Genomic DNA, 23,746 nt, shown 5'->3' on the forward strand with positions numbered 1-23,746 from the left:
AAAATTACAGTATAATAAGTTCTTTTGTTGAATGAGTCAAGGCTTCATTTCCTTCTTCAGTAATAATTGTATCATCTTCGATACGCACTCCGCCAAGACCAGGCACATAGATGCCCGGTTCGCAAGTGACAGCCATGCCAGGCTCAAGAATGACATCGCTTTTCATTGACAAACCAGGAGCTTCATGTATTTCTAATCCGATTCCATGCCCTGTCGAATGGCCGAAGTTAGGGCCATAGCCTTTTTCCTCAATAAAATTACGGGTCAAAGCATCCGCTTCCTTGCCGGTCATGCCTGGTTTGATTCCTGCCATGCCGCGCAATTGGGCTTCAAGGACAATATCATAAATTTCTTTCAATTGATCACTTGGTTTGCCTACTGCCACCGTACGTGTTATATCGGATACATATCCATTGTAATAGGCACCATAGTCCATTGTCACAAGGTCGCCTGTTTCAATGACCTTATCGCTGGCAACGCCGTGCGGCAATGCAGACCGGACACCTGAAGCAACAATTGTATCGAATGAAGACGAAGTCGCTCCTTGCTTTCTCATAAAGAACTCAAGTTCATTGGAAACGGTCAGCTCCGTCATACCAGGACGAATAAATCCTATAATATGTTCAAATGCTGCATCTGCAATCTTTGCAGCTTCCTTTAATATCTTAATCTCTGAAGGAGTCTTAATCAAGCGTAATTTCTCGATCAGGTTTGATACAGGGACAAGTTCACCATTAAATAACCCTTTATATGTAATGAATGAGGCATATGTAAATACATCCTGTTCAAAGCCAAGCTTGTTGATGCCCATTTCCTTGGCCTGGTGAGCCACCTCTTCCGGCAGGGACTTGGTATGCTTGATAATTTCATAGCCTGTGCATTGTTTGGCAGCCTGCTCCGTATAACGGAAATCAGTAATAAAGCATGCTTTATCCCTCGAAAGAAGAGCTACGCCGGCAGTACCGGTAAAGCCTGTCATATAGCGCAGATTATAAGGGTTTGTGACTAAGATGCCGTCTATTCCAGCTTGATCAAATGTTTCGCGTAAACGTTGGATTTTATCCATTTTTATTTTTCTCCCCTCAATATAAAATCTAATGCCTGCAGAGCGAGCAGATATCCATTGCTGCCGAAGCCCAGTATTTGGCCGGCTGTTACCGGTGCAAGGACAGATGTATGGCGGAATTCTTCACGCGCATGGATATTGGAGATATGGATCTCCACTACCGGCACTGAGATTCCGGCTATGCTGTCGCGTATCGCATAGCTATAATGCGTATACGCCCCCGGGTTCATGATAACGCCGGCTATACCCTCATCTTCCGCTTTATGCAAGGCATCCACAAGATCGCCTTCATGGTTCGATTGTAGGCACTCCAGTTCATAACCTAGGGCTTTTGCATGTGTTTTAACTTTATATTCGATGTCGCCCAATGTTTCATGGCCATATACTTCCGGCTCGCGTTTACCAAGCCTGTTTAAGTTTGGGCCATTCAGAAGCAAGATTGTTCCCATACTCCACCCCAATTCAGCTCAGAAAGGGTTCCCTTTCCTGGTTGTATATTTAGTAACAACATTTTAACATAATTCAAAAGAATACAACATGCTTTATGGACCGTTTACAAACCGCAGCATAAAACAACCTACTTAAGGGGAGCATGGCTCTAGGATTTGACTTCGGGTGAGGGCTCTTCCAATTCCTGCTTCATCCTCCGCTCCGTTTCATCATAGGAAATGCTCACGCCGATAAAGGCCCCATACACCAAATATAAACATACAGTCGTAACAAACGTATTCAAGTCCAACTCCCGAACCCGCGGCATATCAGGAAACAGCGGCGGCAGCACGAAATGGACAAATCCCCAAACCACGGCTCCAAAGACGATGGAAACAAACAATCGATCTTTTTTGCGGAGCAAGAAATAATATAAAAAAGCAACGGCAATCGACAAAACACCGTACAATAAAACAGTCAGGATAAAACCGGCCCAACCATCGCTCAGCCTTGCGGGTACCCATCCGCTGATCAAGAAATTGGGCTTCACCTCCATAAAGTGAAAATAATAAGCTAAATAGGCGAAAGCAGAAAAGAAAAAGCCCCCAAAAAGTCCGATGATTGCTACATTTGTTTTTTGGGACATCGGTCTTTCTTGTTGATTTTGGTCTGTGTGATTTTGTTGTTCGCTCATTTTAAACACCTCCGCCCTTTAGTATGCCCCTAGTTAATGGAATATTTTCTTCATTCTATTCGTCATCCCGAAAAATTTAAATAGTACAGTTCCATCTTTTTCAGTAAAATAGATATATACCCGGTGTTTGTATTTTCTATTTTTTTGAAAAAACAAAGGTAAAAGAGTATAGTTAGAGCAAACAGAAACATCCATAAAATTCAGTATAGGTTGGTGTATAATAATATGTCCCAAGATAAACCGGTATACGGAGGCCAGGCAGTCATCGAAGGCGTTATGTTCGGCGGCAAGAAGCATACTGTAACTGCCATCCGCAGAAAAGACGGCAGCATTGACTATTACCATGTGCCCCGCACGCCTAAGCCCGCTCTGAAAACCATCAAGAAAATCCCTTTTCTTCGTGGAATTGCGGCGATTATTGACTCAAGCGCCAACGGATCGAAGCATCTTAATTTCTCGTCAGAACGGTATGATGTCGATCCAGCCGATGAGCAGGAATATGTAGAAGAAAAACCGGCTTCCAAATTCGGAATGGTACTCAGCGTGGCTGTGATTGGCGTCCTCTCCTTTATATTTGGAAAGTTCGTCTTCACGCTCATCCCTGTCTTTCTGGCCGAAGCGACTCGGCCAATCATCCAATCCAGCATTGGCCAGGTTCTAGTGGAAGGCGTATTCAAGCTCCTCTTATTATTGCTTTATATTTATTTCGTTTCCATGACGCCTTTAATTAAGCGTGTCTTTCAATATCACGGAGCGGAACATAAAGTAATCAACTGCTACGAAAACAATATGGAGCTTACGGTCGAAAACGTACAGGCGCAGTCACGCCTCCATTACCGATGCGGCAGCAGTTTCATTCTATTCACTGTTTTTGTGGGCGTATTTGTCTATATGCTGGTCCCTACCGACCCTTTATGGCTCCGTGTCGTCGATCGTGTGGCGCTTATACCGGTTGTACTCGGCATAGCGTTCGAAGTTCTTCAACTGACGAATAAAATGCGGGATATCCCTGTCCTTCGTTTCCTAGGGTACCCGGGGCTGTGGCTTCAGCTCGCTACCACCAAAGAACCTAAGGATGACCAAGTAGAGGTGGCGATTGCCTCCTTCAAGAAATTATTGGTATTAGAGCAAGAAGAGAATAAAGTAGGTTTAAAAAAAGAGAGTATAGTGTAAAACTGAAATAGAGAATACTTTTGTTTAACGTTTATAAGATGAAGAGGCAATCCCATGCCTCCTCATCCCCAAATAGATTTCACCGGTTGTTCCCAATACGCTTTTAACAAGCTACTGAGGAGGTCATCTATTATGAAACGCCCGTCTACTTATATAGCCGTCGGATTGATTCTATTGGCTTTATTCGGCTTCTACACCCAGTTTTCTGCCAACCCGCAAGGAATGATCACTTCCATCTTGGTACTTGTGGCTGTAGTGGCAATCGTCATATTTGCTTTTAAAAAATACAGTGCATCCACCAATCCGCAGCAAAGCAGCTATAACAAGGCTGTTAAGCAATCAAAGATACATTTACAACAGAAACAGAAAGGTACGGCTTCCGGAAAGAAAACGAACGTGGTCCACTATTCTGCCCGCCATCCGAAAAGAAACAGAAAAAAATCCGAAGCCCATTTAACGGTCATCGATGGCAAAAAAGGCAAAAAAAATCGAGCATAAACAGCTCGATTTTTTTGTTCTATTCTAACTAACGCTAAAACCCGCTTTAAGCTAAGAAGCAGACACTTTATGCCCATTTCTTTAAAAAGGATTCAGCGGAATATCTTCCTAGTTCCACCAGCTTCAAACGGTCCTCCAGCGGCAAATCGAATTCAGTGCTCGGAATATGGTCGGAAGAAATAAAGATGATATTCTTTTCATGCTTACGGGAGATATACCGATTGTCATGCGCATCCTTCATTGCTTCAAACAAGCTTCTGAACATAGAAACAGCATTCTTGATCTCCCGCGGCGGTATCTCTTCTTTGTTTCCGTTTAAACGTACTCCAATCACCGGCCTGATCGGCTTCTTATCCCCCCGGTCAAATAGCCACATCGGAAAATTGCTAAGTACTCCCCCATCCACCAGAAATATCGGTTTTCGTTTTGTTCCGATATTGACCGGTTCAAAAAAATAAGGAATGCTGCAGGAAATGCGGACAGCTTTCGCTACTGGGTAAACCTGCCCCTGGATTCCGTAATTCTCAAGCTCATCCGGCAGTACGACAATCTTTCCGTTAGTGATGTCAGATGCCACAATGCGAAGGGATCCACCCGGAAGATCAGCAAATGTAATAATGCCTTTTGCCGCAAGTAACCGAGCGATCCAGGCTTCCAAAGCGTCTCCTTTATATAAGCCAAGCCGCCAATATAACAACAGCCACTTCAATAAAGGATTATTGGTACCGAACCGTTCATCCAAAAGGCGGCCTCCGTCCAAAGGCAAAAAAAGTTCTTCCATTTCCTTGCCGGAATATCCAGCCAGCGCTAAAGCGGCAATGATGGAGCCAGCGCTAGTGCCGGCTGCATTCCTCAGCTCCAACCCTTTTTCTTCAAACACCTGATAGGCCCCGATCAGTCCATACGCCTTCATTCCTCCGCCAGAGAATACACCGTCTATATCCATCATCCACCTCCTGCAATCCAAACGTTTTCATTCGTTTATGCAGAGATCCTGTTTTATGGTCCAAGGGCATTAAAGCAATACTCTATTCCATCTTTATTCGAGCTGGACCGTCTGTATTCTATTTTAGCGTTGGTCACCATTGTCCTAGTATATATAGATATTTTACATACTGATGAAAAACTCCTTCCTCTCCCATTAAGAACAATTCCATTTTAGGAAGTAGACACCCCATACAGAAAAAACCGGAAGCTGCTAACTTCCGGTTTTTGCCTAGAATTCTTTTAAGTGAAATAAAGTATATCCGCTTGCGGGAAAAATTGCTTGATATAACTTGAAAGCGTCTCTTCCAATTCCTTCGCATCATCGGTAGGGTAAACGTATTTACCGATTCCATACTTGCCCCATTTATATTTCCGCTTGGTTTCATCTAAATCCAGCTTAGTCTTGGGATAGCGTTTCTCAATCACTTTTTTGGCAGGTTTGGTAAAACGGTGCTGGATCATTTCGAATGAGAGGCTAGGCAAATGCAAATCTTTCAAAGATGCTGAAAGTCGCTCAAACAATTCCAAATATCCTTCTCTCCAACCTTCATGCATGTAAATGGGAGCCACGACAAATCCCACAGGATATCCGGCATCCGCTACTTTCCTCGCCGCTTCGAGCCGCTGGTCAAATGAAGAAGTACCCGGCTCAAAATGTTTGATGACATAGCGGGAATTCACTGAAAAACGAAAGCGCGTATGTCCATTATGCCGCGCATCCAAAAGATGGTCCACATGATGGAATTTGGTCACAAACCGAAGCCTTCCATACTCCGTTCTTCCCATAAACTCAATTGTTTTCTTCAGGGAATGTGTAAGGTGGTCAATCCCCACAATATCAGAGGTACATGCTGCTTCAAAGCGTGTAATCTCCGGTTTGCGCTCTTCGATGTATTTTTCTGCCTGCGCGAAAATCTCATCCAGATTCACATATGTCCGAATATACGGTTTGTTTCCTAGAGTTGTTTGCAGATAACAATAATGGCAATGCCCCATACAGCCTGTGGCAAGAGGGATGGCATATTCAGCGGAAGGCTTTGATGTGTCAAACTTAAGGGTCCTGCGTACGCCGACAACCATCGTAGATTTAGCCACCCGGTATTTCTGCAATTCATGATCACCCGGCAAGTCGCGGATTTGGTTATGCGAAGTGGTTTGCCTTATTTCCACACCAAAAGCTTCGAACTTCTCCTTGAGTTCGCGGCCCAAGGGATAATCAAGCGCTTGCGGCTCTATATAAACCAATTGAGGCATAAAAGCTTTCATCTTGATTCACCATTTTCTTTGTGATTAGCACAAATCAGCACAGCTATTTGCCAGCCCGCCGATTTACTTTTAGCTTTCACTAAAAACAGAGTCCATTGCATCCAAGATTCTGGAAGGGCCGTTAATTGGTTTGCTTATCGCATGAAATTCCAGGCATCGCTTTCATACTTTTCCTTGCTGAGCCGCAGAATGTCTGCCTCCTGCTCTTCCGTGAGCAAGAATGGTTCCAGTTCAACTTGAAGGCCTTCCGCAAAACCTGCCTTAAACGCTGCCTTCGCTTCCTCAATTGAAACCTTCCGGGCCGATAGCTCATTGATGGCAACCGCTTTACTGCTGAAGCTGTTCATCATCCGTTCCTTGATGCGGTCATTCTTGAAAATAAACAAATCAAACAGCGCATCTGTATCCAGGTCCAAAAGGATCGAACCATGCTGAAGGATGACCCCTTTTTGCCTTGTTTGGGCGCTTCCTGCCACTTTCCTTCCTTCAACGACCAGTTCGTACCAGCTTGGAGCATCAAAGCAAATCGAAGAACGTGGATCTTTCAAGCGCTGGTGGTCTTCTTCCGTTTTAGGAATGGCGAAATAGGCCTCAAACCCTAGATTGATAAAACCTTTTAAGATTCCTTCTGAAATCACCCGGTAAGCTTCCGTTACGTTTTTCGGCATATTCGAGTGCTCCTCAGTGACAATCACACTGTATGTAAGTTCTTGATCATGCAAGACAGCTCTGCCGCCAGTCGCACGGCGCACAAAACCATAGCCAGCCTCTTTGACCTTTTGCAGGTCGATTTCTTTTTCCGCTTTTTGAAAATACCCAATAGACAAAGTTGCCGGATCCCAGCCGTAAAAGCGGATCACGGGAGGTATTTTTCCTTCGCTGTGCCATTGGAGCAGCATTTCATCCATTGCCATATTGTATCCCGGCGAACAGTTGCCGGAATCGATAAACAGCCATTTTTCTTTCGTCATCTTTTATTGTTCCTACCTTCTGCAAAAAATCAGTTATCTTACAGCTATGCTTCTACTCATATTGACTGGATTAAAACGCTGCCAAATGAAAGAGTGCAAATAAATGCATGGCGCATTTTATCCTATTCTAATTGGTGATCAGTGGGGGATGAATGATTCCCCCAACGATCCACGTTTCACTTTATTAAGAATAGCAAAAAAGGGTGACACTGGAAAAAGAAAAGCTTTTCCAATGTAATCTCTCTAAAATAAATTTCTTTGATATTATAGGTTTCGGCTATTATAATAGAACTATCTGTATGTTTTTAGTCTGAGAGGAGTTTTCACATTGTTGTATTTTTTAATCGTAGTCATTGTAGCCATGATTGTATACGCTGCCTATAACTATTTCATGCAGCGCCGCATCGTTAAAACATTGACTCAGGAACAGTTCATTGAAGGATACCGTAAGGCTCAATTAATCGATGTCCGCGAACCGAATGAATTCGATGCCGGCCATATTCTGGGAGCCCGCAATATTCCTATGTCGCAGCTTAAAACACGCTTGAAGGAAATCCGTCCGGACAAGCCTGTGTACTTATACTGCCAAAGCGGCCTTCGCAGTGGGCGGGCAGCTCAAATGTTATACAAGAAAGGCTATCGTGATTTGTACCATTTAGAAAAAGGCTTCAAACATTGGACAGGAAAAATCAAACGTAAATAATAGAGCTTATGAACCAAAAGAGGCATTCCCTAAGGATTGCCTCTTTCTTTGTATGCTTGTATTCAGATTTCTTTCGTATAGCGCAAGATCGGCTTTCTGGCTGCCTGTGTCTCATCCAGCCGTTTAATGACAGTAGTATGCGGCGCTTCCAGGATAATGTCAGGCGTTTCTTCCGCTTCTTTCGCAATTTGGATCATCGTGTCGATAAAGCCATCCAGCGTTTCCTTGCTTTCTGTTTCTGTCGGCTCGATCATCATGCATTCTTCCACGTTCAATGGGAAATAAGTGGTCGGTGGATGATAGCCGAAATCAAGCAAGCGTTTAGCGATATCCAGTGTACGCACGCCCAGTTTTTTCTGGCGGCGGCCGCTCAGGACAAATTCATGCTTACAGTGGCGGTCATAAGGAAGATCATAGTACGGCGCCAGTTTTCTCATCATATAGTTTGCATTCAATACCGCATTTTCCGTAACGGCTCTCAATCCGTCAGGCCCCATAGAACGTATATAGGTATATGCCCGGACGTTTATGCCGAAGTTGCCGAAGAAAGGTTTCACGCGGCCGATTGAATATGGGCGGTCATTGTCCAGCTCATAACCGCTTTCCCCTTTCACGATCAGCGGTGCCGGCAAATAAGGCATCAAATCCTCTTTAACGCCTACTGGGCCTGAACCTGGGCCTCCGCCTCCATGCGGGCCGGTGAATGTTTTATGCAAGTTTAAATGGACGACGTCGAAGCCCATGTCCCCCGGCCGCGCTTTTGATAACACGGCATTCAGATTGGCGCCGTCATAATACAATTTACCGCCCGCTTGATGGACAATTTCTGCCATCTCGATAATCTGCTGCTCGAATAAACCTAATGTATTTGGATTCGTCAGCATCAATGCAGCTGTGTCTTCCCCGACCACTCTTTTCAGATCTTCAAGATCGACCATACCGTGTTCATTGGATTTCACCGTTATTGTTTCAAAGCCGGCAATTGTAGCTGAGGCTGGGTTCGTTCCATGGGCGGAATCAGGAACGATTACTTTCGTCCGTTTATGGTCGCCGTTGTTTTCATGGTAAGCGCGGATCATCATCAGTCCCGTCCATTCGCCATGTGCACCGGCTGCCGGCTGCAATGTTACCTGATCCATCCCGGTTATTTCAATCAGGGATTGCTGCAGATCGTACATCAATTCAAGAGCACCCTGCACGGTTGCCGGATCCTGAAGCGGATGGATATGGGCAAAACCATTATAGCGCGCAACACTTTCATTGATTTTCGGGTTGTATTTCATCGTGCATGACCCAAGCGGATAGAAGCCGGAGTCAACCCCATGATTACGTTTTGAGAGCGCTGTATAATGGCGCATGATATCCAATTCCGCCATTTCAGGAAGATCCGCTGCTTCTTTGCGTATATACGCTTCCGGAATAATCTCTTCCAGTGCTTGCGCATTTATATCCATTTCAGGAAGGCTGTAACCGGTGCGCCCGCTTTTGCTCAATTCGAATACCAAAGGCTGATTGTTCTTATTCATGGCGATCCCCCAATTCCTGCACTAACGCATCGATTTCTTCTTTTGTCCGCAACTCAGTGACGGCAACCAGCATATGGTCTTTTAATTCAGGATAATCCTCTCCCAGATGATAGCCGGCAATGATGCCTTTTTCTAAGAGACGGTCTCTGCATTCCCCATACGGTGTGGGCAACTTGACGACAAATTCATTGAAGGAAGGGCCGTCGAATACGATATCCAAACCCTTTTCCTTCATGGCTTGTTTCGCATAATGGGCTTTTTGGATATTCTGGATGGCCATCTCGCGTACGCCCATTTTACCGAGTGCAGTCATCGCAACCGAAGCAGCAAGTGCATTCAATGCCTGATTGGAACAGATATTGGATGTCGCTTTCTCTCTGCGGATATGCTGTTCACGCGCCTGCAATGTTAAGACGAATCCTCTTTGGCCATCTTCGTCCACAGTCTGGCCGACAAGCCGGCCAGGGACTTTCCGCATAAGTTTGGATGTCACCGCAAAATAGCCGCAGTGGGGGCCGCCGAAAGCAGCCGGGATTCCAAACGGCTGGGCATCGCCGATGACAATGTCCGCACCCAATTGGCCGGGAGGCGTGAGCGCGCCAAGCGCAAGCGGATTGCTGCAGACAATGAATAACCCTTTATGTTCGTGAATGGCAGTTTCCATTTCATCCAATGCTTCCAGACGTCCGAAAAAGTTCGGATACTGCACAATCACTCCGGCAACATCGTCATCCATTTGTTCCTTTAATGCTGCCGTATCAGTCGTTCCATCCGTATAAGGGATTTCCACTACCTCGATATATTGGCCTTTTGCGTATGTCTGCAGCACAGAACGGTATTGGGGATGGACAGCGGCAGAAACAAGGATCTTCTTCCGCCGCGTACTTCCACAGCTGAGCATGGCTGCCTCGGCCAGAGCTGTTCCTCCATCGTACATGGATGAGTTAGCAACATCCATTCCAGTCAGCTCGCAGATCATCGTCTGGAATTCAAAAATGGCCTGTAGTTCACCTTGGGAAATCTCTGGTTGGTATGGAGTGTATGCTGTATAAAATTCCGAACGCGACAGTACGTGGTCGACAATAATCGGAGCATAATGGTCATAGACGCCTGCACCCAAGAAAGAAGCATACGCTTTTGTATCCTTATTTTTAGCGGCAAGCGCACTCAATTCTTTTGTGAGGGCCGGCTCGGACTTCGCTTTTTTAATCTGCAATTCCCCTTTGAACCGCACGCTTTCCGGAATATCATCAAATAATTCATCTATATGCGACACGCCAACAGCTTCAAGCATTTCCTTCTGGTCTTGCTCAGTCATCGGTAAGTAACGATGTTTAATCATGGCTTAACGTCCCCCTATGCATTCTTCGGTCTTTTATAAAATGGTGTTCCAGTAATCTTCGCTTCGATTCGTTTATTGCGGATTTCGACAGTCAGTACATCACCAATCTCAGCATAGGCTGCATCGATTAGCGCATAGCCTACCGCTTTATTCAGCGTGGGCGATTGCGTACCGGTTGTCACCGCACCGATCTCCTGCTCCCCGGAAAATACTTTATAGCCATGGCGCGGGATGCCACGTCCGATCATTTCCAATCCTACGAGCTTCCTTGGAGCGCCATTTTCTTTTTGTTCTTTCAGCACAGACTTGCCGAAGAAATCCTCTTCCTTATCCGTTTTGACGGCAAACCCGATCCCTGCTTCAATCGGCGTAATGCTTGGGGACAGTTCTTGGCCATAAAGTGCAAGCCCGGCTTCAAAGCGAAGCGTGTCTCTCGCTCCAAGCCCGATCGGTTTCACTTCCTCTAACGCAAGAAGCGCTTTCCAGATCTGGACGGCATCTTTACTGCGGCAGTAAATTTCAAAGCCATCCTCACCTGTATATCCGGTACGGGAAACAAGGGCAGGAACGCCAGCCACGGATACATCTTCTTTAAAACTGAAGAACTTTAATTCTTTCAAATCTGTATTTTCAGTTATTTTTTGCAAATTTTCTTCCGCTTTCGGACCCTGCAGCGCCAATTGGGCGATTTCTTCCGATTTATTGCTGATCCTCACATCAGTCCCTAAATGCTCCTGCAGCCATTCGAAATCCTTCTCTATATTTGCTGCATTCACGACCAACAGATAGGAATTTTCATTTCTTCTATAAATGATAATATCATCGACTGTTCCGCCATCCTCATAGCAGAGGGCCGAATATTGGGCTTTGCCATCCTTAAGCTTTGAAACATCATTTGTTGCCATTTTTTGCAAATAAGAAAGGCTGCCTGAACCCTCTACCAAGAGTTCGCCCATATGGGAAACGTCGAATAAACCTGCTTTCGTGCGCACTGATTCATGTTCTTCTTTAATGCCTGAAAATTGTACAGGCAAATCCCAACCACCAAAATCGATCGTTTTGGCGCCATGCGTTTTGTATTCATCATATAATGGTGTTTTCTTCAAGTGAGACATGCGCTACCTCCTGTATAATTGACTTTTTTCTTTAATCGTAATCGCTTCACCTTTTTCCGCAAGGCATACAAAAAGGACAGAGCCCCCCCTTATACACTGGGTGGTCTCTGTCCTTTTTACCTGAGAGTTTACCTATTGAAGGCTGTCCCCGTTGGTGGTTCTTTACGAACGCTCTCCAGAGGCGCGTCCAGCAAGAGTTCTTTTGCCTGAGAGATTCACAACCACATTGTTTGCTCCTTCGGCGCTGCTAGGTCCGCAGTCTCTCCCCTTGCCTTCAATCGCTTATATTAATGCCATTAATGGTCATACTATATGTATACTGCAACGTAAAACAAGAGAGCATATCCAACTGAAAGGATCGAAGAAACATAACCTTTTTAACAATCGAATCATTCAGTCTTATTCTCTTACACCCATCCTACCATTAACTATATTTTGGATGCAATTCTTTCTTGTGCCATTTTTAATAAAACTTACATTCTATACTTGCAAATAGATTTTTGTTCGTTTTTTACAATCTTAAATCCTCAATAAAAATAAGGAGGCGCTTTCATTGAATATAAAAGTGAATTATGATGCATCGTGGGAAGATGGTTTCATGCAGCGCCTTGAGGAAGATGGGCCATGGTCAAGCTGGGAATTTTATAATCTTGCCCTCGAAGCCGAACATAGCATGCAAGTACCGGAATTCGAGGGGTTGCGCGCCACCGAACATCTGCATCAGCTCAAGCCCCTTCCCCATCAGTTGGAAGTGGCGAGACAAGTAGTAGAGAATATGAACGGGAAGGCAATCCTAGCCGATGAGGTGGGACTTGGAAAAACGATAGAAGCCGGTTTAATTCTGAAGGAGTATATGATCCGAGGACTTGTAAAAAAAGCATTGATCCTTGTCCCGGCTTCTCTTGTCTCCCAATGGGCATTTGAACTGAATACAAAGTTTTTCATTCCGGCCGCCGTCCAGCGCAAAAGTTATGTATGGGAATCATGCGACGTTGTCGTATCAAGCATCGATACCGCCAAAAGACAGCCGCATCGCGATATTATCTATAAGCAGCAATATGACCTTGTCATAGTGGACGAAGCCCATAAACTAAAAAACAATAAAACCAAAAACTATGAATTTGTCCAGAATCTCAAGAAAAAATTCTGCTTGCTGCTTACCGCAACACCCATTCAAAATAAAGTGGATGAAATCTTCCATCTGGTATCATTGCTGAAGCCAGGACACCTCGGCAACTCTTCGATGTTTGCGCAACAGTACAAAGGCAAAGGAAGAGAAATCTATGATGATGCCCATCTGAAAGAGCTGGTGAATGCCGTCATGCTCCGCAACAGGCGCCATGAAACAGGCATCGAATGGACCAAGAGAATCGTTGAAACAGTTTTGATCAAGACGACGGATGAAGAAAAAGCACTGTATGAGGCTGTTTCCCATTTCCGGGTCAATGGCCAGGTAAACAGTGGTTTTTCGACACTCATACTGCAGAGGGAAGCATGCAGTTCCAGGGAAGCTGTCTTTTTGACCCTGCAAAATATGCTAAAAAAACAAGAACAGCCAAGCCAGGAGCTGCAGCAAAACATCCAGGCTGTCATTGACCGGGCCAATGCTGTCACTTCCAATTCAAAAGCACAGAAAGCGCTGGAAATCATCCAGGCAAGCAATGAAAAAGTGATTATCTTCACCGAGTACCGGGCCACGCAATTATATCTGCAATGGTACCTCAAACAGCACGGCATCACTTCTGTGCCTTTTCGCGGCGGATTTAAGCGCGGCAAAAAAGATTGGATGAAAGAATTATTCCAAAACCATGCTCAGGTCCTGATTGCAACAGAAGCCGGCGGCGAAGGGATTAACCTTCAATTCTGCAATATTATTATCAATTTCGACCTGCCGTGGAATCCGATGCGCCTCGAACAGCGTATCGGCCGGGTCCACCGTCTCGGCCAGGAAAAAGACGTGCTAATCTATAACTTTGCGACTGAAGGCACAGTGGAAGACCATATTCTTACTTTACTATATGAAAAAATACAATTATTCGAGAAAGTCGTCGGCCAGCTGGATGATATCCTTACAAAGCTGGACATCCGCAACATCGAGGAATATCTTGAAGACGTCGTTGGCGGTTCAAAAAGCGAGGGCGAAATGAAAATAAAGATGGAAAATCTCAGCAGCATGATTGCATTGGCCCAAGAACTGAAGGAGCGTGACCACCGTGCAGCAACATGAAATCCGGCAATTCCTCATGAACTATTTCGAAGCAAACGGAGCACAAATCATCGTGAACCATCCTGCCTACTTGACCGTCCAGTTAACAATCGAACTGGATAAAGCGCTGATGAATCGGCCATTTTACTGGCATTATCTCGAAAAAACTGGCGGCATTCCTAACCCGGCCACATTGACCCTTATTACAGACCCTGTCCAGGTACCGGAGGGCGTCAAAGGCGAAACGATACACTTCGGTTCGCCGCGGCTGCACCAGATTTTCCAATCAACCAATAGCCTAGCAAAATATATTCGGCTATACGAACTTCCGAGCGGACAAGCCCAGCAACAAACACCGCTTCATCCATGGCTTGCGGTTAATGTGAAAGCATCGTTTGTCTGCGACCGAAAAAAAGATGTCCTCTTTTCCATCGGCCTCCACCTGCTCACCGGGCGGATGGTCAATGATTGTCACCAGAAATTGAAGGAGCTCCAGCTGACTCCCAAAATCCCTGATTTTTCATTCACCCTTTCGCCAATTATCATGCCGAAAAGCGGAATGGGACGGATCGACCGCTATATCCGCATGCAGCTGGCAGAAGAAAACCACGAATGGGCAGAGCGCGCCATTCAAAAATGGGAAGCGGATCAACGGCTGCTCGACCATTTTTATGAAGACCGTGAAGAACAGGATGCCAGCTATGAATTGGAAAAGGAAGCACTGCGGCAGCAATATGAGCCCAATATCAATATATCCGTCATTAATGGGGGGATGTTTTATTTGAGTGAGGGGGCAGTGTGAAACAAAAAAAGGACCCTCAAAAAATTCTTGAGGGTTCTTTATTTCATGCCTTATTCGCCTTTAACAGGTTGTTCTTTTGTGATTTCCCATTTTGCGCCTAGAATGTCTGTAGTTGCATAATCAATATCTACATTTTTCAAACGCTTATTGACTACTGTCAATTCATATCTGAAATCCATAGGAATGACTGGTGCTTTCTCGAACATGTATTCTTCCCATTTCTTGAATGCTTTTGCTCTCACAGAAGCGTCCATTGCCTCAGGAGAATCGATTGCTTCCAATAGCGTTGTCAATTCTGGATCAACATAACGCATCATGTTGAACTGAGCATCTTTAGAATATACGCCAGCAGGGGATGGGTTTGTTCCTGTTCCCCAAGCAGCCATATACATATCAATGTCTTTATCATTCGCTTCCACTTTATCATAGAAGCTGTTTCCATCCAACAAACGTCCATTCGTAAGAGTTACTTTTAGCCCAACATCTTTAAAGTTTTGAATGTAGAATTGAGTGATTGGTTCAGCAACCTCGCTATTATCTCTTGCTGCCAGTTTAATTTCAAATGGTTTGCCATCTTTATCTTCTCTGAAGCCATCTTTATTTACATCTTTATAGCCCGCTTCATCCAACAATTTTTTAGCTTTTTCTGGATCGTACGTATATCCTTTAAGTTCTTTATCATGGTACGTAGCGAATGCAGGCGGAATGATTGCATTTGCTCTCGTGCGTAAACCATCGTAATACTGTTTATTTACTTCTTCAATATTCATTGCATACCCTAATGCTTGGCGCAATTTCACATCATTCATCTTAGCGTTAGGATCCATTACGTTTTCACCTTTTGCGGCATCCCATTTACCAAGATTGAATCCAAGATAACTGTAGTATAGCTCGCTACGTCCAAGGATCTCCGTATTACTCAACGCTTTAAGCGACTTATAGACATCTGTAGGAACGGAAGCTGCAAAATCAATATCCCCTGATTTAAGAGCAGCAACAGCAGATGCTGGCGGTACGATTTTCACTACTAATTTATCTAATTTTGGTTTACCTTTCCAATAATTTTCATTTGCTACGAATTGAACAGATTCACCTGGTACAATTTTATCAAACTTGAAAGGCCCCAATGTAACTGGTGTTTTACGTACTTTTTCTGATTTCAACAAATCTTTAACTGGTACATCTTTCAGGTCATGCTTTGGAGCCGCATACCCCCAAATCCCATCTCCACCTGTATAGATTGCAGGAGAAACTTTCTTGAAGGAAATCTCCAATGTGTGATCATCAATCTTTTTCAAGCCAGAAATTGTATCTGCTTTACCAGCATGATATTCTTCAGCACCAATAATATTCTTCAAATCTTGGTCATAACGAACACCTGTGTAATCTTTATGAGCAATTATTTCATACGGGAAAATAACGTCTTCAATTGTTAATGGCTGCCCATCAGACCATTTGACATCTTTTTTGATCTTAACGATTGCTTTATTTTCTTCCGGTTTTACTTCCATGGATCCAATGCCTGTATCCGTGAATTTAAAGTCCTTATCTGTATCAAATAAGGTGTTATTAGCAAAACTCAAAATATCTGCATCCACTGAATCTTCATATAATTCCCAGCTCCAAATTCCTTTAAACGGTGCACTTGCAATAATGCCGACCGTTGCGGTACCCCCTTTAATGCCTTTATCTTTATTGTCAGATTTTAAAGGGAAAGCAGCTGCATCAACCTTTTCCTCATTTCCTTTTTTGCCAGTTTTTGTACTGTTACCAGAGCATGCTCCCAAAACAAGCATAACAATCATTAGCAGCGACAGTATGGACCATTTTGATTTCTTCATCCCATTTCCTCCTTTTATCCTAATCTTTGTCTTGAATCTGCTGCACGGCGTAGCGCCTGTCCAACATAATTTATTCCTAACATCAATACAAGAATCAGTAATGATGCTGGCAACCAAATCCACCACATGCCAGAAAGGACTTCAGGGTTTGTCGAATAACTGATTAACGTACCAAGGCTCGGTACATTGGGCGGTAATCCAAATCCCAAATAGGACAGTCCTGTTTCAATACCTATATTTCCGGCAAAGTTCAATGTCAGCTCAACAATGATCAACGAGCTGATGTTCGGCATAATCTGTTTGAAAATAATGACAAAATCACTTGTACCCATTGTTTTAGAGGCACTCACATAATCTCTTCTGCTCTCTGATAAGGCCTTACTTCTGATTAATCTCGCCGTCCCTACCCAGTAAAAAGCAGACATGATAAATATAAAACTATATAAATTGTATTTGGGAACAATTGTAACAAATACAATAATAATCATTAAAGTTGGCAATACAAGGATAAAATCATTAATCCTCATCAAAATATTGTCAATCATTCCTCCATAAAAACCCGTAACCAGACCGAAAGCAATTCCGATAATAGCCGTCAAGATCGTAATGGAAAAACCAATTGCAATCGAGTTTCTTGCTCCAATTACCAATTGCCCCATAATAGATCGGCCGCCCTGATCAGCACCAAGGAAAAAACCTTCACCAGGTCCCGCATAACGGTCGCTCAAGCTGACTTTCATCACTTCTTCCTGGTTTATCATCATAGCTCCAATGAATATGCCAACTATAAGCACAACCAGAATAATAAGGGATGCCATCGCTAATTTGTCTTTTTTAAATTCCCGCATAATAACACGGAAACCTGTAGGCGGATTACTGATTGAAACGGTTGGAACCGCCTCTGTTATGATTTCAGTTTCATTTGTATTCATATCTGTCACCCCTCAATCTATCTTTTATTCAACTCTGATGCGCGGATCGACAATACTCAGGATAATATCCGATAATAGACTACCCACTAAAGTCAAAAGTCCATATAGCATGACTAGGGCTGTAATGACGCTATAATCACGGCTCGTAATGGAACTCACGAATAATTGACCCATGCCAGGGTAGCCGAAAATGGTTTCTATAAAAATAGATCCAGTGAGCAGTCCGGTAATGGTAAGACCAAAAAACGCCGCTATCGGTAAGATAGAATTTCTAAAGATATGCTTTGAATATACCTTCTTCATCGGTATTCCTTTACTGCGAGCGGTCTTTACAAAATCCATCCCTTTTGCATCAATCACTTCATTACGTAAATATTGAATAATTGAAGTCGTGCCCAAAATAGCAAATGTAATGGCTGGGAGGAGAAGATGGTAAAACTTACTCCACATATAGGAGAAAGTACCTGGATCAGCGTTTACATCGACGGTTCCACTGGTAGGGAACCAACCGAATGAATAGCCGAAAATGAATAAGAAAATTAGCCCAAGTACGAAAGTAGGAATCGCGTAAGACACATAGCTGTATAACACTACAAATTTATCGAGGAATGAATTCTGATATCGGCCCGCCAGCATTCCCAATGGAATCGCAATCGCATATACCAAAACCGCACTCAATAGTGACAACCACAGTGTATTTAACGCCCGATCACCTATTAACGAAGCAACGCTTACTTTAAAGGAGTAGCTTAATCCAAAATCACCATGGATTGAATTATTGATCCAGCGAAAATATTGGGTGTACCACGGATCATAAAATCCCGATTCCACTTTCAACTCTTCAATGACAGCAGGATCTGTTTCAGGTGTAATCAACCCTGTAAAAGGATCTCCAGGCATGAATTTTGCTAAAACAAAAATCAGTATGCTTAGAATAAAAAGTTGTGGAATCATAACAAGCACTCGTCTGACTACCGTTTTCCACATATCAGATGGCCCCCTTTATCGATTCTTTTATCGCTACATGATGCGTCTTTGTAAGAGGGTTTAAATCGTACACTTTTCCGTTTTCATCAAAATATAAATGTTCATTCTCCCGATAAAAAGCATCGACAGCTCTACGATTTGATTTATTTTCCTCTCGGACAAGCGGATTTATATTAGGTATGGCCGATATGAGCCGTTGTGTATAGATATGTTTCGGGTTTGAATAAATCTCTTCGCGCGTACCCGTTTCAACAAAACGCCCCTTATACATAATGGAGATATAATCACACATATGTCTTACAACGCCTAGATCATGCGAAATAAATAAGTAACTCAAACCGTATTGTTGCTGAATATTTTTCATAAAGTTCAGAACCTGGGCTTGTACCGATAAATCCAGCGCCGATACCGGCTCATCCGCGATGATCAGCTTCGGATTGCAAGCGACGGCTCGCGCTACGCCCAACCTTTGGCGCTGCCCGCCGGAGAACTCATGCGGATATTTATACATCGCATCTTCGGGCATGCCAACGATATCCAATAATTCCAGTACGCGTTTTCTTTCTTCTTGGTCGCTCAGCCGCTGGAAGTTCCTGATCGGCTCGGCAATCAGATCACGCACTCGTTTGCGAGGATTCAAGCTGCTCATGGAATCCTGGAAGATCATCTGGACATCTTTATTGAAAGCGGATCTGCGACCTCTGTTTTTCCCGGCCACATTCTTGCCCTCATAGATGATTTCGCCGGATGTTATTTTTTCTAGGCCGATAATAGCCTTGCCCGTTGTAGACTTGCCCGACCCTGATTCTCCCACCAAACCGTATGTTTTCCCTTGTTCAATAATCATATTGACTCCATCAACGGCATACACATGGTCTACGACTGTATTAAAGAAGCCCCCCCGGATCGGATAGTGGACTTTCAAATCTTTGATTTCTAAAAAGCTCATCTTATTGCGCCCCTTCCTCGTCCTCAAAGTGAAAGTGCTGCCAACAGGTGCACCTTACGAAATGGCCTGGTGCAACTTCATGCAATTTTGGGCTTTCTTCATGGCAATTCTCAGGAATCCATGGAATCCTTGCAGAAAAACGGCAGCCTTTTCTAGGCATTTTCGCTAAAGAAGGGACTATTCCCTGTATCACTTTCAATTCCTCTTCCTCGCTGTTCATCTGAGGAATGGAGTTAAACAACGATCTTGTATACGGATGCTTCGGGTTTCCAAAGAGCTCTTCCACCGGCGCTTCTTCCACTATTTCTCCGCCGTACATAACCGCCACCCGGTCCGCCATTTCGGCCACAACACCTAAATCATGTGTGATCAGGATAATCCCTGATTGTGTTTCTTCCTGCAATGATTTAAGAAGGTCCAATATCTGCGCCTGTATCGTTACATCCAATGCCGTTGTCGGTTCATCGGCAATAATAATAGAAGGTTTACAAGAGAGGGCAATCGCAATCATGACACGCTGGCGCATACCACCGGACAGTTCATGAGGGAATTGTCTTGCTACACGTTGAGGATTAGGTATTCCTACTTGGTTAAGCAGTTCAATAACTCGCTCTTGTTGTTGTGATTTTGACATTTTAGTATGGTAAATCAATGATTCTTTTATTTGATCTTCGATTCGCATTAAAGGATTCAAGGCTGATAAAGGGTCTTGGAAAATCATTCCGATGTCATTGCCGCGTACCCGATTATATTTATCTTCCTTTAAATTGGCCAAGTTCATATCTTTGAACTTGATTTCGCCGGTGACTTTCGTATTGAGAGGATTGTGCAAACCTACGATCGAAGTTGCCAGTGTACTCTTTCCACAGCCTGATTCCCCCACAATTGCGAGGATTTCATTCTTATAAAGAGAGATAGACACATCATCCACTGCATCATAATACGTGTCTTTAATTCGGAAACTAGTATGTAAATGATTAATTTCTAGCAATTGGCGTTCGGCATTCACTACTATTTTTCCCTCCTTATCTATATTTCTTCCTTAGAATCTTTCCAATATAAGGATGAATATACTGAATTTTCTGTATCAGATACCGAGATTCACCCTTTTATATTTTTTCAAAAAAGTATATATTCTGATAATTTAGTTCATAGACAAGAGATAAACTCTATTCTATACAGGATAAAAGACCCTTTTTGTGACAATATATACTAATTCTTAACATATTTTACACTCCTATCACTTTTATTGTCAATAAAATTTTATATATTCTTAATTTTTTAAATATAATTTTATTTAGAAAATAATGAAACAAATATCCAGATCTTGCAAAAATGGCACGCGCCCTCACTTATTGGCTGAGGACGTCCTTTTTATATTCTATTCACAATATTCTTACAATATCATTACAATTTTTGGTAATAAAAATGTATAACTTTTTGTCCCACTTGTAAAGCATTCTTTTGTCCGGTCAATTCTATGCATACAGAAAAGCGCCCTCATTCTAATAGATAGAATGGGGGCGCTTTATCGTTATTTCTTGCCTTTAAAAAGCATCATAATGGCAAAGGGAACCATGCCGAATAGCTGGTTAGGATAAGGTTTTCGCTGTTCTTTTTTTTCTTTTCTCATTTCATGGCGGACGCTTTTTGACTGGCTGAAATACCGCACAAATTGTTGTGTTAGGAATTTTATAAAATCATTGGTTTTCATGAATAATCACCCTTAACAGTATGGGCCCTTTACTCGCCCTTTATACACGCCAGAATTCGTTCGGCAGCCTGTTCAGGCGCAAGATGGGTAACATCCACTGAAAAATGGGCTTCTCCATACATTCGCAGTCTGCCAATCAAAAGTTTTGTTAATTCAGCCTTTGTCTTGCCACTGCCCAGTGGGCGACTTTCATCATTCATTAACCGTTTATGGATTTCATCGATTTCACAATGCAGATAAATCACAGTTCCATGTTCCATCATCCAATTCCTGTTTTCTTCCTTTATGACCAAGCCGCCTCCCGTCATGACTATAGCATCTTCGATTGGCACTGTGCGCAATACTTCACTCTCCGCCTTGCGAAAATAATCTTCCCCTTCTTCGGCAAATATGGCATTAATGTCTCTGCCTTCCTTTTCAACAATTAGTGAATCCAAATCATACGCTGGTATTTGCAGCATAGCCCCCACCAAATTTCCCAAGGTGGTTTTTCCCGATCCCATAAAGCCTGTTAAAAATATCGTCTTCAACTTTATTTCACTGCCTTTATTTTTCTACCCATTGTATCATTTTGCTTTCTTGCAGGCTATAGCGGAAGGCTGCTTCTGCCTTCCCTCCTTTCTTTCCGCTTGCATACAGCAGCACCCGCAATATGTCATCGCTCTTTTCTTCGATCCTGAAATAAACATCCCCGTTTTCGTAATACAGCAGGCCGTCCTGCCCCACGCCCAAGTCGCCATTCAGATACGTTCCGCTATCAGACACAGCCAGTGAAAGCAAATGGTTTGTTTGCAGCTTGCCTTCCATTTCTTTTGTGAATTTCTTCTCTGTCAGCCATTCATTGCACTCTGTCCCGATCAGCGCCAAGAACAGCGCCATCACAATAAGCACAGGGAAATAAACATATCCTCCATCTCCTTTAACCATCATTAACCTCTATTCATTCAATGTATAAAGTGAAGCTTTAATCGGTGGGGATTTTCCTTCTTTCCTACCAATTATTAGTTGGACCAACCTGAGTCCTAACAGGCGCTTGGTCTCCCACTTACACTTCTTTACCTTCACTTCCGTGTTGAAGTAGGCGTTTTAGCGCCAGTTAGAATGGGATAAAAGTTGGCATGATGAGTCTTGCCAACAAGATCAGTGACCTCCATTGAAATTTCCTGGCCGTTCTGAAAGACTAGCAAACTGCTGATATTATAAAGCAGCAATTCATGGCCACTATCATCCACTCTTCTTCTGATCACTGTCCCGTATGGTTCAATGGACACTTTTTCACTGTCAACCATCAAATATAATTTATTATTCGTTACCGAAATGCTGCTAGCCTGCCTGACTTCTCTTTGGACATTCATTTGAAAAAGCTCCCACTCCAGCGCATTTAGCCCTCTCTTTTGCTGGAAACCCGGCTTGATGACAAGCAGAGATTGCAACAGCAATGAAGCGATAAGCATGAATAGCATCAAAGCAATCAACATTTCAATTAAAGTAAAGCCGCTATGGCTTCCTTCTGACCACGTCACATATTTTTTTATCTTTCTTCCTATTGTCTTTATAAGCGATACATCCTTCCATATAAGAAGAATCCTCAGGGAAAACTGTTAAGGTAAATGAGGAAGAATCCTTAACAGTGCCTGTCCTTGCATAGAACTCCAGCCGGTCATACAGTTCGTGATAATGAATGCGCTCCTTGTCCAAATCATCACGCCTGTGCTGGATATCCACCAATATAGGCAATAAAAGCAGGCAGACCACCAGTGCCATGCTGAAGGCGGCCAGCGTATCAAGCAATATGAACCCTTTAGTATTCACGATAATAATGCCTGCCTTTCCCCAGCATCACCGTAAACATGTATTTATATTGTTTGCCAATAAACAACCAGGTTCCGGACTTGGATACATGGCCTACCGCATTAAAATACAGGCGCCTGCCGAGGGTGGTGTCACGTTCCTTTATATAAGCAGGCATACTTTTGGTGAACAACCGCTCATTCGTGTCTATTTGCGCAAAATATTGATGATGTTCGTAATCCAGGAGAAATGATATTGTGATCTGCCGGTCGATCGCATAAGACTGGGCAAAATAATAATCCTTAGAGAATTGCCGGAGAAACGCTTCCATTTCTCTTTTTTCTTTATGTTTAGGGAGCATGGTGACAGTAATGCCTATCAACAACATAAAAATGCTTAGCACCACCAGCATCTCAATCAATGTATATCCATTTTGGCAACTCTTATTTTTTCCCTGCATCTGCAGTAACCTTGCCTTCTGCATCCATTGCTACCTTTGATCCGTTCGGGCAGGTTGTTTTCTCTATATACCCTTTGGACTGCAATTCATCAAGGCTGGCAGGCATGGTTTCATTATCGATTTGATAGGCTTCCACCTGGGCCTGCACCATCTTGACAAAAGCTTCACAACCTTTGTTGCGGATTGATTTTTGGTGCTTCACAATATTCGGTACTGTAATGACCAGCAATACAGAAATCACCAGCAAAACAATCAGCATTTCAATTAAGGTAAAACCTTTCTGTTTCATTCATG

General features: G+C 43.4%; 26 protein-coding genes and 2 riboswitches. Of the genes, 5 read left to right on the forward strand and 21 right to left on the reverse strand.

Translation table 11 applies throughout. The features are described from left to right. Positions 1 to 4: 4 nt before the first annotated feature. The 3 genes from BN1765_RS14115 to BN1765_RS14125 all read right to left on the reverse strand — a co-directional run bounded on the left by BN1765_RS14115 (position 5) and on the right by BN1765_RS14125 (position 2,189). Entirely contained in the window at positions 5 to 1,066 is a 1,062-nt protein-coding gene (locus BN1765_RS14115) for a M24 family metallopeptidase (protein ID WP_050615735.1), read from the reverse strand. A gap of 2 nt (positions 1,067 to 1,068) precedes the next feature. Then, a complete protein-coding gene (aroQ, locus tag BN1765_RS14120; protein WP_050615736.1) occupies positions 1,069 to 1,515 on the reverse strand; it encodes a type II 3-dehydroquinate dehydratase in 447 nt (148 codons plus the stop codon). Between the two features lie 149 nt (positions 1,516 to 1,664). Further along, positions 1,665 to 2,189, reverse strand: coding sequence for a YqhR family membrane protein (locus BN1765_RS14125; RefSeq protein ID WP_050615737.1), 525 nt, complete (start codon positions 2,187 to 2,189; stop codon positions 1,665 to 1,667). A 225-nt stretch (positions 2,190 to 2,414) separates the two neighbouring features. Here BN1765_RS14125 and BN1765_RS14130 point away from each other — a divergent pair, with 225 nt between their 5' ends. Continuing rightward, entirely contained in the window at positions 2,415 to 3,362 is a 948-nt protein-coding gene (locus BN1765_RS14130; RefSeq protein WP_050615738.1) for a DUF1385 domain-containing protein, read from the forward strand. 132 nt (positions 3,363 to 3,494) lie between these two features. Further along, positions 3,495 to 3,860 carry an SA1362 family protein gene (locus tag BN1765_RS14135; protein WP_050615739.1) on the forward strand — a complete coding sequence of 122 codons (366 nt, stop codon included), beginning with the start codon at positions 3,495 to 3,497 and terminating at the stop codon, positions 3,858 to 3,860. 67 nt (positions 3,861 to 3,927) lie between these two features. Here BN1765_RS14135 and BN1765_RS14140 read toward each other — a convergent pair whose 3' ends face one another. The 3 genes from BN1765_RS14140 to BN1765_RS14150 form a co-directional block, all read right to left on the reverse strand. After that, entirely contained in the window at positions 3,928 to 4,806 is an 879-nt protein-coding gene (locus BN1765_RS14140) for a patatin-like phospholipase family protein (protein WP_050615740.1), read from the reverse strand. A gap of 281 nt (positions 4,807 to 5,087) precedes the next feature. Then, positions 5,088 to 6,113, reverse strand: coding sequence for a spore photoproduct lyase (splB, locus tag BN1765_RS14145; RefSeq protein WP_050615741.1), 1,026 nt, complete (start codon positions 6,111 to 6,113; stop codon positions 5,088 to 5,090). A gap of 134 nt (positions 6,114 to 6,247) precedes the next feature. Continuing rightward, positions 6,248 to 7,084: a lipoate--protein ligase family protein gene (locus tag BN1765_RS14150; RefSeq protein ID WP_050615742.1), complete on the reverse strand. Its 837-nt coding sequence runs from the start codon at positions 7,082 to 7,084 to the stop codon at positions 6,248 to 6,250. Positions 7,085 to 7,445: 361 nt separating this feature from the next. Between BN1765_RS14150 and BN1765_RS14155 the strand changes: the two genes are divergently transcribed. Beyond that, a complete protein-coding gene (locus tag BN1765_RS14155; protein WP_050616787.1) occupies positions 7,446 to 7,787 on the forward strand; it encodes a rhodanese-like domain-containing protein in 342 nt (113 codons plus the stop codon). Positions 7,788 to 7,849: 62 nt separating this feature from the next. Here BN1765_RS14155 and gcvPB read toward each other — a convergent pair whose 3' ends face one another. The 3 genes from gcvPB to gcvT are packed head-to-tail and all read right to left on the reverse strand — an operon-like array spanning position 7,850 to position 11,770. Continuing rightward, the gene (gene gcvPB, locus BN1765_RS14160) at positions 7,850 to 9,313 is read right to left on the reverse strand and encodes an aminomethyl-transferring glycine dehydrogenase subunit GcvPB (protein WP_050615743.1); all 1,464 of its coding nucleotides are present in this window, start codon (positions 9,311 to 9,313) and stop codon (positions 7,850 to 7,852) included. Next, on the reverse strand, positions 9,306 to 10,652 hold the full coding sequence (gene gcvPA / locus BN1765_RS14165; protein ID WP_050616788.1) for an aminomethyl-transferring glycine dehydrogenase subunit GcvPA: 1,347 nt from the start codon (positions 10,650 to 10,652) through the stop codon (positions 9,306 to 9,308). Before gcvPA ends, gcvPB begins: the two co-directional genes overlap by 8 nt. 17 nt (positions 10,653 to 10,669) lie before the next feature. Further along, entirely contained in the window at positions 10,670 to 11,770 is a 1,101-nt protein-coding gene (gcvT, locus tag BN1765_RS14170) for a glycine cleavage system aminomethyltransferase GcvT (protein ID WP_050615744.1), read from the reverse strand. A gap of 105 nt (positions 11,771 to 11,875) precedes the next feature. Further along, positions 11,876 to 11,951, reverse strand: a riboswitch (glycine riboswitch). Positions 11,952 to 11,954: 3 nt separating this feature from the next. Beyond that, positions 11,955 to 12,048: riboswitch (glycine riboswitch) on the reverse strand. Between the two features lie 275 nt (positions 12,049 to 12,323). Between gcvT and BN1765_RS14175 the strand changes: the two genes are divergently transcribed. Together BN1765_RS14175 and BN1765_RS14180 are read left to right on the forward strand one after the other, a co-directional pair. Continuing rightward, positions 12,324 to 13,997, forward strand: a complete 1,674-nt coding sequence (locus BN1765_RS14175; protein ID WP_050615745.1) for a DEAD/DEAH box helicase — start codon at positions 12,324 to 12,326, stop codon at positions 13,995 to 13,997. Further along, complete coding sequence (locus BN1765_RS14180; protein ID WP_050615746.1) at positions 13,984 to 14,778, forward strand: YqhG family protein; 795 nt, start codon at positions 13,984 to 13,986, stop codon at positions 14,776 to 14,778. The genes BN1765_RS14175 and BN1765_RS14180 overlap by 14 nt, the downstream gene beginning before the upstream one ends. 50 nt (positions 14,779 to 14,828) lie before the next feature. Here the strand turns inward: BN1765_RS14180 and opp4A are convergent, their stop codons facing one another. From opp4A to comGC, 12 genes are all read right to left on the reverse strand, one after another. After that, positions 14,829 to 16,619, reverse strand: coding sequence for an oligopeptide ABC transporter substrate-binding protein (opp4A, locus tag BN1765_RS14185; protein ID WP_050615747.1), 1,791 nt, complete (start codon positions 16,617 to 16,619; stop codon positions 14,829 to 14,831). A gap of 14 nt (positions 16,620 to 16,633) precedes the next feature. Further along, a complete protein-coding gene (locus tag BN1765_RS14190) occupies positions 16,634 to 17,551 on the reverse strand; it encodes an ABC transporter permease (RefSeq protein ID WP_050615748.1) in 918 nt (305 codons plus the stop codon). Between the two features lie 24 nt (positions 17,552 to 17,575). Next, positions 17,576 to 18,538, reverse strand: coding sequence for an oligopeptide ABC transporter permease (gene opp4B, locus BN1765_RS14195; protein WP_050615749.1), 963 nt, complete (start codon positions 18,536 to 18,538; stop codon positions 17,576 to 17,578). A 1-nt stretch (position 18,539) separates the two neighbouring features. Beyond that, positions 18,540 to 19,487 (reverse strand): ATP-binding cassette domain-containing protein, encoded by a 948-nt coding sequence (locus BN1765_RS14200; RefSeq protein ID WP_050615750.1) that lies wholly within the window; start codon positions 19,485 to 19,487, stop codon positions 18,540 to 18,542. A gap of 1 nt (position 19,488) precedes the next feature. Continuing rightward, positions 19,489 to 20,496, reverse strand: a complete 1,008-nt coding sequence (locus BN1765_RS14205) for an ABC transporter ATP-binding protein (RefSeq protein WP_050615751.1) — start codon at positions 20,494 to 20,496, stop codon at positions 19,489 to 19,491. A gap of 525 nt (positions 20,497 to 21,021) precedes the next feature. After that, positions 21,022 to 21,201, reverse strand: coding sequence for a YqzE family protein (locus BN1765_RS14210; RefSeq protein ID WP_050615752.1), 180 nt, complete (start codon positions 21,199 to 21,201; stop codon positions 21,022 to 21,024). 29 nt (positions 21,202 to 21,230) lie between these two features. Continuing rightward, complete coding sequence (locus BN1765_RS14215; protein WP_261797574.1) at positions 21,231 to 21,704, reverse strand: shikimate kinase; 474 nt, start codon at positions 21,702 to 21,704, stop codon at positions 21,231 to 21,233. Positions 21,705 to 21,747: 43 nt separating this feature from the next. Then, positions 21,748 to 22,131: a competence type IV pilus minor pilin ComGG gene (gene comGG, locus BN1765_RS14220; protein ID WP_082195486.1), complete on the reverse strand. Its 384-nt coding sequence runs from the start codon at positions 22,129 to 22,131 to the stop codon at positions 21,748 to 21,750. Positions 22,132 to 22,262: 131 nt separating this feature from the next. Further along, positions 22,263 to 22,724: a competence type IV pilus minor pilin ComGF gene (comGF, locus tag BN1765_RS14225; protein WP_147554207.1), complete on the reverse strand. Its 462-nt coding sequence runs from the start codon at positions 22,722 to 22,724 to the stop codon at positions 22,263 to 22,265. Further along, complete coding sequence (locus tag BN1765_RS14230) at positions 22,699 to 23,013, reverse strand: hypothetical protein (protein WP_050615756.1); 315 nt, start codon at positions 23,011 to 23,013, stop codon at positions 22,699 to 22,701. Before BN1765_RS14230 ends, comGF begins: the two co-directional genes overlap by 26 nt. After that, the gene (gene comGD / locus BN1765_RS14235) at positions 23,003 to 23,476 is read right to left on the reverse strand and encodes a competence type IV pilus minor pilin ComGD (RefSeq protein WP_082195487.1); all 474 of its coding nucleotides are present in this window, start codon (positions 23,474 to 23,476) and stop codon (positions 23,003 to 23,005) included. The genes BN1765_RS14230 and comGD overlap by 11 nt, the downstream gene beginning before the upstream one ends. After that, on the reverse strand, positions 23,436 to 23,741 hold the full coding sequence (comGC, locus tag BN1765_RS14240; protein ID WP_050615758.1) for a competence type IV pilus major pilin ComGC: 306 nt from the start codon (positions 23,739 to 23,741) through the stop codon (positions 23,436 to 23,438). The genes comGD and comGC overlap by 41 nt, the downstream gene beginning before the upstream one ends. Positions 23,742 to 23,746 lie beyond the last annotated feature (5 nt).

The sequence above is a fragment of the Bacillus testis genome, assembly GCF_001243895.1.
Lineage (GTDB): Bacteria > Bacillota > Bacilli > Bacillales > DSM-1321 > Bacillus_AD > Bacillus_AD testis.